Annotated in this window: 6 protein-coding genes; 5 read left to right on the top strand and 1 reads right to left on the bottom strand. The window is 50.4% G+C overall.

The window, feature by feature from the left end:
• Positions 1 to 11: 11 nt before the first annotated feature.
• The 5 genes from rclB (at position 12) to OGV85_RS22820 (ending at position 3,558) form a co-directional block, all read left to right on the top strand.
• The gene (gene rclB / locus OGV85_RS22840; protein WP_003835706.1) at positions 12 to 242 is read left to right on the top strand and encodes a reactive chlorine resistance periplasmic protein RclB; all 231 of its coding nucleotides are present in this window, start codon (positions 12 to 14) and stop codon (positions 240 to 242) included.
• Between the two features lie 11 nt (positions 243 to 253).
• Positions 254 to 814, top strand: a complete 561-nt coding sequence (gene rclC / locus OGV85_RS22835) for a reactive chlorine resistance membrane protein RclC (RefSeq protein ID WP_003021961.1) — start codon at positions 254 to 256, stop codon at positions 812 to 814.
• 577 nt (positions 815 to 1,391) lie between these two features.
• The gene (locus OGV85_RS22830) at positions 1,392 to 2,087 is read left to right on the top strand and encodes a flagellar brake protein (protein ID WP_061548168.1); all 696 of its coding nucleotides are present in this window, start codon (positions 1,392 to 1,394) and stop codon (positions 2,085 to 2,087) included.
• Between the two features lie 21 nt (positions 2,088 to 2,108).
• A complete protein-coding gene (locus tag OGV85_RS22825) occupies positions 2,109 to 2,690 on the top strand; it encodes a helix-turn-helix domain-containing protein (protein ID WP_008319941.1) in 582 nt (193 codons plus the stop codon).
• Positions 2,691 to 2,790: 100 nt separating this feature from the next.
• Complete coding sequence (locus OGV85_RS22820) at positions 2,791 to 3,558, top strand: putative bifunctional diguanylate cyclase/phosphodiesterase (RefSeq protein ID WP_032948757.1); 768 nt, start codon at positions 2,791 to 2,793, stop codon at positions 3,556 to 3,558.
• A 152-nt stretch (positions 3,559 to 3,710) separates the two neighbouring features.
• On the opposite strand, the gene OGV85_RS22815 is transcribed toward OGV85_RS22820, so the two are convergent.
• Complete coding sequence (locus OGV85_RS22815) at positions 3,711 to 13,049, bottom strand: autotransporter outer membrane beta-barrel domain-containing protein (RefSeq protein WP_061548169.1); 9,339 nt, start codon at positions 13,047 to 13,049, stop codon at positions 3,711 to 3,713.
• Positions 13,050 to 13,086: the final 37 nt, after the last annotated feature.

The raw sequence follows: 13,086 nt of genomic DNA, 5'->3' as shown, positions 1-13,086 counted from the left end.
TAGAAATGAACATGTTTAAAACTACGTTACTAATGACTGCATTACTGACTGCTCCGGTGACATTTTCCGTGTTAGCGCAAACCGAGGTTGCCCACGTGAGCGTATCGACTGTGTCTGGCACTCCTTCCGTGGTGGAAGATGCCATTGCGAAACTGGCACAGGAAAAGAAAGCGACTTCCTGGAAAATTACCTCAATGCGCATTGATAGCAGCACTCACGCAACGGCAATTTTGTACAAGTGAGGAGAGCCGGAATGGAAAAATATCTTCGTATATTGGGCAAAGGTGATAGGGTTGGATTAACCTTGATTCGCCTGAGTATCGCGATTGTTTTTATCTGGATTGGGTTATTAAAATTTGTACCTTACGAAGCCGACAGCATTACGCCGTTTGTCGCCAATAGTCCGGTAATGTCATTTTTTTATGAGCATCCAGAAGAATACAAACAACATTTAACCCACGAAGGTGAATTCAAACCGCAGGCTCGTGAATGGCAGACGGCGAATAACACGTATACGTTCTCAAATGGCCTGGGCGTAGTCGAAGTTCTTATCGCTTTGCTGGTGCTGGCTAATCCTGTTAGCCGTTGGCTGGGATTAATTGGCGGCGTTCTGGCATTTGCCACACCAATTGTAACTTTATCATTTTTAATAACCACACCAGAAGCATGGGTGATGCCGCTGGGTGATTTACACCACGGATTTCCGTACTTGTCAGGCGCTGGACGGTTGGTGTTAAAAGATACGTTAATGTTGGCGGGAGCGGTGATGATCATCGCGGATTCTTCCCGATCAATTATTAAGCAAAAGTATTGAATTTTTAACGTTGTACCCTCTGCAAGACAGTAAGCCACTATAGTTCGATTCGGTAATTACCGGGCCAGCAGGACGCTGGCCTTTTTTCTGCCCTAAGGGAAATTTATGTTATACATGAAATACAATGATTCGCTTTGCCACAATAACCAGTCGGACTTATATTACTGATTAATAATATAGTGACGTAAGCATCTTCTTTCTTCTTTCGATAGCGCACCAGTTCGCATATTGCGTAGTTCCTCCATCAAAACCCATTCATTTTTCTCTGTTTTTTTCTGTACAATTCTTGCTATTTGTTATCTCAAAATGACACTTTAAAAAAGATTGTTATTCACTTTTGTTATAATTAAACAACACGTTCGCATGGTTTTAGGCATGACTTCAGCTAGAATTAACTTTGATTAAATGTTTTTACGTATCAATAAATGGCTAAAGATAGTTAAAAACTTAATTTTTAATCAACTGTTCGACATGGAATCCACTATGGTAATTAAGCACCAGGGGTGGATGCTGATCTCGCGTTTTGTGAGTCACCAAACGCGAGACATATCTTAAATATGGAAATAAGGGTTTTAGAATGAGCTTTGGATTAGCAAAGGAAGATAAGTTTGAAATCATAGCTACCCTTCGTGAAGAGCTGCATAAGAAAACGAAACTGGAAGTGTTATGTGAAAACAGTAGCGTTATCACGCAGTTAGAGAAGGTTGATTTCGAGCGGTTTGTTATCTCCTGGCACGAAGACATTGTTCCTGAAAAGGTCCAATACTTTATCCTGCACAGCGCAAGCGGGATTGTGAAATTTAGTGCCAGATTCGAGCAAACCCCATCAGCAGGTGCAGAAGTAGGATTATCCTACCTCATACCGGATTTGATTTTCTTTGCCCAGCAGAGACAAAATCAGCGTTTTTCCTTCATGAAGGGGTATGACTTTTTCTGTTTTGGTCGTTACAAAAATGGAGAAAACTACTCTTTCAAGATTAAAAATATCTCGCAGGGTGGTTGTGCGTTAATCGTTAAAGATGTAAACGCCCGTTTTCTTTATAAAGATGCGGTGATTAAAAATGCATCTCTGGATTTCGATACATTTGGCAGTTTACAACTGGACTTAAAAGTGATCGATGTCGTCCTGATCAATGAATTTGATGAGGATAACCAGTTGTATTCCTGTCATCAGATTTCGTGTGAGTTTGATTTTAAAAATCGTCGTGAAGAGACTGAAGTCGAGAAAATTATTATTAAATTTTTAATGAGTAACAAGATTAGAAGCTTATAAGGAACGGTGAACAGGATGTTGATGTGTGGCAGTGATAATTTTGTGGGCAATGGTATGTTTGCCTACCTCACCAGCAAACATGTACCGATACAAACATTCCAGTTTGAGGATATGTTGCATCAGTCATCATTATGCCAGCATCAAACCATGGTTTTTAATATCATCGATAATGAACATGCGTGTTCGGACATTGTTCAGTTTTTGAATAAAAACCGATTCAAATTTTATAATAACGTCGTGGTGATTGTTGCTGATAGTTTGGTGGCGAAATTATGCGTAGAGTTATTATATGTCGAAAAAATAATAGTTTTGACTGAAAAATCTTCATTGCGTGATTTTGGTCAATTGGCGACATTATCAGTCGGGAAATGGAACCCCCGACTGTATCGTTCGCAGAAAAGATTAACCGAAAGAGAGCAGCAGATCCTGAACTTACTGGTAAGTGGTTATACAGCCAAAGAAATTTCTGAGTTAGTTAGCCTGAACTATAAAACGATTCAGGCACATAAGATGAGAGTCGTCGCCAAGCTTGGCCTGACCAATACCTCTGATTTAAATAAGTTAATTGTCAGATTTACCCATCGTATGTCTTTTTTACCCTAACCTGACCATTCTTTTCTGATGTAATACACCTAATAGTAGATACAATTCGGGAGTGATTTTGACTGGTTTTTAATGTTATGATTTGTAGAGGGAGAGGGGAATGTTTAATTCCAATGAGGTGCTAACTGCGCTTGAAAAGGCTTTGAATACCAGTCAACTTTATATGGTTTATCAGCCTATTTTCAATTTACATGCCCAGTGTATAAGCGGATTTGAAGCATTAATGCGTTGGAATAGTCCTCAGATGGGTATGATCTCTCCCGATGTTTTTATTACGTTACTGGAAGATAGCGGTAATATTATTTCAATTGAAGATATGGTTACTCACTCTCCGTGGGATGTTGCAACTTCCTGGCCTGACCCCATTGTATTATCCGTCAATATTTCCGCGCTCGAATTCTGCGATCCTCTGTTACCCCAACGCGTCAGACAAAATCTTGCCACCTCCGGATTGCCGGTCCATCGATGCCAAATAGAGGTCACCGAAACGTCACCGCTGTACGACAGTCAGATTGCGGCTAAAAATATGACGGAATTAAAGGCGATAGGGGTCAAGCTTGCGCTTGATGATTTTGGAACCGGTCATGCTAATCTTAATTACCTGTTGAAATATCCTTTTGATACCTTAAAAATTGATAAAGAATTTGTCACTGGCATTGAACCCGACACCCGATCGACAAAGATTGTTGAGGGTATTATTTCACTGGCGCATAATTTTGGTATCGAAGTTCTTGCCGAAGGGGTGGAAACCCAGTCCCAGCTGGACCGGTTGATGCAGATTGGTTGTGACAAAATTCAAGGCTTTTTCATTTCTCCCCCGGTGCAGGCACAAGAGATCCCTTCACTCTTAGCGCAATATAATCGTTAATCCCTCCGTATTTACGTTTTCCAATCCCTTGATTGTTCCACGTTGCTGGTAAGTCTGTAGGCCTGATACGCGTCGCGCATCAGCCACCCCTGTAATACTATAAGCAAAAAAAAGCCCCCTGCTGAACAGGAGGCTGGCGAGTTTATGTTAGCTTAGAACGATTTCTTAAAGCCGATAGAGGCATTGACCGGCGCTTCGACCTGCGACTTACTGCCGCCGTTGCTGAATTGCGTACCCAGCTCACCGTAGACCTGCAGGTTTCTGTCGATAGACCATGACAGGCCGGCTGCAACTTCAGTGCTGGAGTACTGCTGTGAAGATTCCAGCGTAGTGGTGGCTACCGCATTGCTAAAGTGCGTTTTGTCTTTTGAACCCAGACCCTGCCAGACGTTAACCCTGCCGTACGGCTGGAATTTGCCATGGTTGGTGTCATAGTCAGCGACCAGACGCACGCCCAGACGCGCGGTAAAGGAGTCTGCGGTATCCATTTTCACTTTCGTTGGGGTCACACCATCCAGCGTGCTGTTATCAAAGTCGCTGTACTGGTAGATCAACTGAGCCTGAGGCTCCAGACTCCATGCGCTGGCGCCTAAACGGAACGATTTACCCACCTCTGTCGACGCCGTCAGCGTGTTGCCTCTGACGGTATACGAGCCATTGTTACCGGTCGCCGCCAGGCGGGATTTATGGTTACCGTACTGCAGGACGTTATCAACATACATACCGTCACCCGAGAACCAGGTCGCATAGCCACCGACGTAAAATGCGTTGTCGTCGATGTTACCGCCTTTGCCATCGCTGCCTGTCTTCGTGCCTTTCACGTTGCTGTCGATATCAAGGATGCTGGTATACATCCCGGCTTTCCAGCTTTCGTTAGCATACATATCAACGCCGACCTGGATACCCATGGTATGGGAGCTGGTTTGCGTACCGGCAGCATCATCCAGTTTGGTTTTACCGGAGTAGCCAATCATTCTTGCCCAGGCGCGATTGTCTTCATCAATGCCCGGTTTAACCTCGTCCCCCATACGTTGGTGCATGTTACCTAACAGGCTAATATCACCCTGACGTACTACGCTGGCGAGGCCAGAATACAGCATGGTTTCTGGACGGTATTCACTTCTCAGATACCAGTTTTCACCCTGGCCCTGAGCATTACCCGCATGTAGTTGGTACTCAAACGCACCTGCAGCCATACGATCGGCGGCAAGATGGAAGGCATCCCGTGAGGTTTGCGCGGTTGTGGTTGCGCCATTGAGCGCAGTCACCACTTCGATACCATCCCCAATGGTCGGCGCGCCAAGACCAGAACCATCGACATCCAGCAGTGTGCTACCGCTGGCTTTACCGCCATCGATAATCAGACGGTCGGCAATGCCTGCTCCGCTACCATTCTGGATAGCTGCCATGTTGATAGTCCCTTTTTCGCCGGTGTAATCCCCTTTGACGGTTAAGGTTGTGCCAGTCTGCTGACCGATGAGCGAGACATCGCCACCGTTGCTCAGGCCCGCTACCGTCTGGTTATAGCCCTGCGTGTTCAACGTGGTGTCTGCGACTACATAGTGGTGTGATGCGCTACTCAGGGTGTTGGTATTACCCGCTTGCAGCACGCCGTTGGCGATCAACGTAGCGCCGCTGTAGCTGTTTTCACCTTGCAGCTCGGTAATGCCGCTACCGGTCTGATGCAACTGGCCTTTACCACTGATATTGCCGGTCAGCGCCAGGGTATCGCCACGATTGACGTTGAGTACGCCGTTATCAACGACATCCCCCTGAATGCTGCCAATATCACCGCCGTTACCCAGTTGTAAAACGCCTTGTTCGATGGTGGTGCCACCGGTGTAGGTGTTATCCAGCGTCAGGGTGAGGGAGCCTTTACCGGTTTTGGTCAGTTGACCGTTACCTTCGACTTCCGTCAGCAGAGAAACGTCATGACCGTTGGTGTCGAATGTCCCGCCGCCGGATTCCAGCGTCACCTGACGGGCAGTATCAAACGCTTCGCCATACTTCAGCGTACCGCCATTAAAGGTAATTCCCGTATCTGCCGCACCCAGGTTGGTATCACCCGCCACCTGCAGCGTCCCTGAGGTGATGGTGGTGCCACCGCTGTAAGTATTGTCGCCGGTGAGAATCAGCGTACCGAGATCGCCTTTATTCAGGCCGCCGGTACCGCGGATAACGCTGTCGATAGTGGCGGTATAACTAGCGCCGTCTACTGTGCCATCGCCGACACGAATCAGGGTGTTTGCCGTGTCGGTGGTAATGGCTTCGCCGCCCACACGATAACCATCGGTGGCGAACTGCGCGCCGCTGATGATGACATCGCCTTTGCTGTTATCGACGGTTACGTTGCCCGCTTCACCCTGGAAGACAGCGAATGCAGCATCGGTAAACGGTGCGTTCAACGCGCCTTCTGGCGTCGATTCATCGGTGGTCCAGTTGTCGTTACCCTGGCTGGATTGCCAGATACCGTCGCCGCCGTTGATGACGCCGTTATTTTTCAGCTCGCCATTCTCACCGCCGGTGCCGTCCCAGAAGCGCAGCGTCAGTCCGGCGTGGTTGACCAGGTTGACCTGATTTTTCACCGATGTCTGCACGTACAGGCTGTCAGCTGCTTCCGGTGCGTTAGCAATATCCATTACATTGTTGGTCAATGTGCCGGTGTAGTTGATGACGCGGTAAACGCCCACATCAAAGCTACCGCCTGGTGAGGTTTCAATGTTGAGCTTACCGTCGAGCGTCAGATCGCCATTTACATCAATCAAGTCGTTGAAGGCACCGCCCGGGGTATAAGCCTGACCAAACTGATAATCCAGTTGGGCGTTATCACTGAGCGTCAGAGAACCGGTAGTCAGTTTACCCACACTGTTGATAGCTGCACCCGCGGTAATATGCGCGTCGTCCAGCACATCAACCGCGCCGCCGATAATACCGTTACCGCCGAGCGTTGCCCCGGATTTCACCGTCACCTGGCCGGTAGCCGCAGACTGATTACCGTTGACCAGCAGCACGCCTTCATTGACGTCCGTGGTGCCGGTGTAAGTGTTATCGCCGGTCAGCGTCAACGTTCCGTCACCGATTTTCACCAGGCTGCCGTCGTTGCCGCTGATAATACCGCTGATGGTGTCATCAAGATGCAGATTACCCAGCGACAGTTCTTTATTGCCCAGTTCGACATTACCCGCGCCGGACAACGAGCCGATAGACGTTGCGCTGTCGACTGCGCTGATATCGACCTTACCGTCCACCAGGTTTTTAACGACGGTGTTCTCTGCCATCGCATAGTCAGCAAAGGTCATCAGTCCGCTGTTATTCACGGTAGCATTGCCCCCGCTGGCATTTTCTTCCAGCGCCAGGGTACTGTCTCTTGACACGTTAACCGTCGCGTTGCCCGCGCTGGCGTTGTTGGTTAACACCGCTTTCGCCGTGCCCGTCAGGTTCAGCATTGCGCTTGCGGCGGTGACGTTATCCGCCAGCGTTAACAGGCTGTCGGCGATGTTCATAGTCAGGGATTTCAGGCTGGTATCTGTCCCGCTGACATTGAGCGTCGCACCCTTATTGACGTTCACGGTGCTGCTTTCATTACTGCCAAAGGCTCCGGTTTTGCTGACGTTGACCGTCACATTGTTGGCGTTTCCGGTACCGGCAATTTCTGTTTCACCTTTGTAGCTGTTGGCGCGGTCGAGCGACAAGGTGCTGCCCGCATCGCTTGAGCTGCTGGTGACTTTCAGTTTACCCTCGCCGGTAATCTCACCGGTTGGCGTGAAGTGGTGCGAATTAAGGTCAAACACCGCAGCATTCTCATTCGCTCCCAGATCAATGGTGCGATTGCTGGTCAGGTCCGCGCCCAGTTGCAGCGTTGAACCGTTATTGATGGCCAGGTCAGTTCCGCTCTGGCCGAGATTGCTGTCGGAGGAGATCTGCAACGTGCCGCCATCAATGCGCGTGCCGCCGCGATATTCGTTGTCACCGCTGAGGATCAGACGGCCAAGGTCGGTTTTCACCAGCGTCAGCTTGTCAGCAGTACTGGCCTCGCGGATAACGGACTCAATGGTCGCGGTATAGTTTTGCCCCGCGCCACCAGCGCCAACGCGCACCAGCAGTTCGCCAGTCCCCGGCGTCTGGCCTGCGTGGGCCGCGTTTTCCGTGGTGGCATACGCGTTAAGCGCATCGCCTTTAACGACATAGCCATCGGCATCAAACTGTGCTCCGGAGAAGTTAACTTCTCCCGCGGCGTTATCCACGGTAACGGTACCGCCTTTGGTGGTGAAGACGGCGAAGGACTTCTGTGCCCAAGGGGCGTTACCCTCACCGGTTGCGGTGGTCCAGTTGTTATCACCCTGACTGCCGATTGCCATCCATTTGCCATCGCCACCGTCAATTTTGCTGTCGCCTTCAATGCCCGACGCGCCGTGGCTCTGATTAACGGTTGCGCCGTCCCAGAACTGCAGGGTAACGCCGTTGGCATTCACCAGGTTGACCTGTTTGTCGATGGAGGTTTGAACAAAAATATTGCTCTTATCCTGGCTATTCGGTATCGCGCCTAATTCCAGCGTCTGGTTATCCAGCGTGCCACCGTAGTTATAGATACGGTACACGCCCGGTCCGAAGTTACCACCCTGTGAAGTGGTGACGTCCAGAGTCCCGTCCAGTTGCAGATCGCCTGCGACGTTAATCAGATCGTTTAGCGCGCCGCCTGGCGTATAGGCTTGACCCAGTTCGAAAGCGGAGGTCGTTTTGCTGCCAAGCTGCAGATTACCGTTAATGGATAACGTACCCGCACCGCCGTCACCGGCGCTGAGGGTAGAGGCATCGTTCATCAGCACGTCGCCGCCGATCACCCCGTTACCCCCCAGCGTCGCCGTACCGCTTACTTTGGTCACACCCGTCGCGGCACTCTGATTCCCTTTCACCAGTAGCGTACCGCTGGTGACGGTCGTGTCGCCGGTATAGGTGTTATTGCCCGTCAGGCGAGTAATACCGTTACCAATCTGCTGTAACGCACCGATCCCGGAGATTACGCCGCCAAGCAGCACATCATTGGCCCGATTAATCGCCAGTACGCCATTGTCGATGATGTCAGACACGGCGTTGACTCCGCCTGTATTTCCGCCGTCACCCAACTGCAGCGTACCGGTTTGATCAATAGTGGTAGAGCCGGTATAGGTGTTGTTGGCGGTAAAGACGGTGGTGCCGTCCGCCGCGCGTTCAAACTTCCCATCACCGCTGATGACGCCGTTATAGATCTGTGCCGCCGTCGTGTCGCCCTGCGTGTCAAAGATGACTCGGCTGCCTGCACCCTGAGTCGTCACATTGTAGTCAGCGATGGTCGCGGCAGTGCTGGTGGACTCGCCGTGATCGCCGGTACGCAGCGTTGCGCCATTGGTAACCGCAATGGTTTTACTTGCCAGTTGCAGACGATCGACGATGCGCATATCTGCACTTGAACCGCTAATGGTCAGTGAGTCCCAACCCGTGCCGATGTTGGTACCGGTGGTCAGGTTATCGCTGCTCAGACTGCCAATTTTCGCACTGTTACCGTGTGTATTGGTGAAGGTGAGGGCGTTGCCACTGCCGGCTTCGGTAGTGATATGGCGCGTTTTATCCAGCGTCACATTGCCGATGTTGGCTTTATTGTTGCCGCCGGTTCCGGCGAAATTCACCTCGCCGGCAAAGGTTCCGCTTTGCCAGTTAAAGGTGTCCTTGCCTTCACCGGTGTTGATCACGCCACTGGTGATACCCTGGCTGATATCAATGGTGTCATTGCCCTTGCCAGATTGAATCGCCACTGCCGTATCGTTGATAGCCTGAAGGGTACCGGTATTGGTGATTTTTTTATTGCTGTCACCGCTGGCATCAATAACGGGTGCGGTGGTGCTGGCAGAGATAATTTTTCCGCTATTGGCTATTGCGCTAACATTTTTAGCGATGATTGCAGAACCACCTGCGCTGTCGTAGACGTTGATATCGGCATTGGTGGTGACCTTACCGTCCGTATTGGCGCGGATACCGCTGCCTTCGCTGTTATGCACCTCAACGGTATAGCCTTTGCCGATGGTCAGATTGCCTGTCACTGCGTCACCATTGCGCTGCTCAAAGGCGAAGCCGGTACCTTTACCGTTAACGTTCAGAATGTTATTCAGGCCATCTTTCATGTTTAACGCGACGCTGGTACGGATCCCCGGACCGTCGTTGGCATTGATAGTGACATCGTTGAGTGTGATATCGGTATTGTTGGCGTCGTTTTGAATGCCAGCACCAGTACCTTCGGCGCTAATAATCACCCCTTTGGCAGCCAGCTTACCGGCTCCTGTATCAAGACGAATACCATCGGCCGAACCATTAGTCGTGATGGCATCACCGGCATTACCGGTAATACTCAGGCTGGCACCGTTGGTCAGCAGAACCCCTGCGGTTCCATCATCAACTTGAATCTGACCCAATTTTTTAATCTGTGCGTTCGAACCCGAAGCTTGTACGCCAATGCCGTTACTCACATGTAAGGCAGCGGTCGCGTTATTGGTTAAACTCCCGCCTTGTTGCACGTTAACACCAATGCTGTCGGTGCTGGCAAGATCGATAATTGCCTGGGTATCGAGGATCAGGCTGCCCTGGTTCCTTGCCACATAGGCAATAACCTTGTTGCCGCTGGCTTCTGAAGTGATTTTTGCGTTTGAAGTGAGGATGGTCGGAGTGGAGCTACCTTCTGCGTTGCCATTCAACTGATGAGCCTGACCGTCCACTACCCCGGCAATGGTTCTTTCACCGGTTAAATTGATGGTGGTTTTATCGCTGATGTTACCTGTGGCACCGCCTTCAATCAGCAGTGCGGCGGAGTCGGTGCCCTGCACGGTGAACGTGGCTTCGCCGGTATCCACACTACTGCCTGTGCCCGTCGCTAATACGCCAACGGACTGTTCGCCGCTTAAGGTCAGGTCAAGGTTTGAGCTGGGCTGACCGTCAGGAGTGGTGGTGTTACCGGCCAGCATTGCACCATTGGCAATACGGAAAATGGTGGTGCGATCTTGCCCGTTGTCATTCATTACCGCCTGACCAATATTCGCAGTTGCGCCTTTACCATACAGGTAATAGCCAATCTGATCGGTGCTGTTGAATGCCGGGCTACTCAGACTGTCGACGTTAGCGACGGCGTTATCACGCACGTGTACGCCGATGTTCCCGGCTTTGTTTAGCGTGATGTTGGAATAGACGTTGACCACTGCCTTTCCATCTTTGCCACCTTCAGCCCAGACGGCATAGTTACGGTTACCGACACTACCTTCACCATCAACTACGATAGAGCCTGAAGCGCTGGTCGTGGCTTCGGCATTTTTGTTAGTTGCGCTGACGTGGATGCCGACGTTGTTGGTGCCGTTGACGTTAATCTTGCCGTCGTTGCGAATTTCCTGATTATTTTCCGCGCCGCTGTCACGCACGGTGATACCGTAGTTCCTGCTACTCCCCGCGCTGGAATCGCCATTGATCACGATATTACCGGTATTGATGACGTTGCCGGTCGCGTTACCAATCAGCATACCCGCGGCGTTACGTACGCCGGTTCCCAGCGTGATAAGGCCGTTGTTAATCACCTCTTTGGCGCTCTTGGTCATTATCCCGGCGCTCAGACTTGAACCGCCTGACATGGTGACATCTTTAGACGGATCACTTGCGTTACGGCCAAGATAAATAGAGGCACCTGCGCTGTTGGTAAAGGTGGCGTTGTCGGCGACTTCTACGCCATAGGCGATGCCGCTGCCGTAGGATGCACCGTTTTTGCGCCCGTCCACGACGTTGATATCGCCGTTGTTGACCCCTTGCGCATTGTCAGACAGTTGCATACCAATGGCCAGCGTCAGCGAGTCAGTGGGTTTGTCCTTGCTCCAGGGATCGGCGGCAGAAGCGGTACCGAAGTTATCGGTGGTGATCGCCTGGTTGATGGTACCTTCGTTGGTGATTTGACTGGCGCCTTGCCCCTGCATACCAAATGCGCCATAGCTGTTGACGTTTTGGTTGCCGTCTTTATCAATAAACAGCCCGGAGTTGATGATCCCGTTGTTGGTTGCCGTCGCGTCTTTTGCCAGCATGCCAATCGCCAGGCTTTGCCCGGTAGACGTGCGTAATGCGTTCAGCTCGCCAAGGTTAGTGATAACCCCACCATTAATGGCTTTCATCACGCCATTAATACTGCCGTCCACGGCAATAATCGCGTCTTTGTTCAAGGTGCCGGAGGTGCCTGCGCCGTTGGCGTAGATGGCATGTAACTCACCACGGCCAGCGGTCGCGTTGTTGGTATGTGACAAACCGTCGGTCCAGACGTCGTAATCCCAGCTGAGTATGTCAGCTGGCTTACCGGAGGTGAGCAGATTTTCAATCAGCTCGGCGTACTTTGTTTGTGCTGCGGTGACGGTTGTGACTTCCTCCGCATCTATCCACAGCTGGATTTGGCTGACTTTTTCACCATCAGGGTTGAGTGCCGCGTCGTCGCTTTTGCCCAACAGCCAGTCATTGAATTCGGCCAGTTCTTGTGTGTTGGTAATGGTAAATGTACGCTCCCCGGTTTTGACGACCTTGCCATCCTCGTCATAGCCATAGGTCATCAGCGAAAATTCATCGCCAAACACGGAGGTTTGCGCTGAACCGGTGAACGTTTTTTCAGGGATCACCGGGGCTGCGTTAAATTTTATATAGTTATCTGACTGCCAGTTCACCTGGCTTGCAGTACCTTGCGCTTCCAGCAGCGAGGAATCTTTTGCCAGCAATTCGATGGTATTGGCTTTGTCACGCACATTGAGGGTGTCGTCGCCAATATTCAGATTCGCAATGGAGCCATTTGTCGCCAGGGCGATACCAAATTGCTTATAGATTTCTGATTTCTGAGCATCAAAGGTGTTTAATACCGCATCGCCGATTTTCGCTTCGGTAAGAAAGCCCTTTAAGTCAGTGGTATCAAAGACTTTGATGGTTGTTTTTTCACCGGGAAACGCCGGATCGTTGATATCAAATTCTGTGCTCTGCGAAGGCGTCGACGACTGGTTGTAAGTCAGGTATTCCGCCAGTTCTTCAGTGGTGGTGATTGTTTTTACACTCTGGTCAGGGCTGGTCGCTTTCAGGATGATTTTTTTTGATTGCAGCAACTCCTTGATGGTGGTTGATTCAACAACGCCGCTTTGACCCGGGCTAAATGTTGGGATTGCACCACTGATATTCAGTGCCTGACCGGTGGTGTTATCTTCATATAAGAAGCCGTAGTCGTGGATACCCTCATAAACCCCAGCGGAAATACCTGTCTTGAAGTCTTCATGAATATCGTGTTCACCCGTTGCGGTAATCTGGGCTGCAGAAGCCAGCAATGAAGCACCGCTTAATGCGCCAGCTGCCAGTACGGCGACAGTTTTACGCGAGCTGCTTTTTTTCTTTCCTTTCGTTAATTCAGAAACGACCACCCAGATACCGAGCGCCGCGTTCCAAATAATGCTGTAAACTTTGTTCATATATAACCCTTGTCTACATTCCTGTTATGTATGTGTT

The organism is Citrobacter sp. Cf132 (assembly GCF_030333885.1).
Lineage (GTDB): Bacteria > Pseudomonadota > Gammaproteobacteria > Enterobacterales > Enterobacteriaceae > Citrobacter > Citrobacter freundii.
The sequence above is the reverse complement of the archived record's forward strand: the minus strand, read 5'-3'. Positions and strand labels throughout refer to the sequence as shown.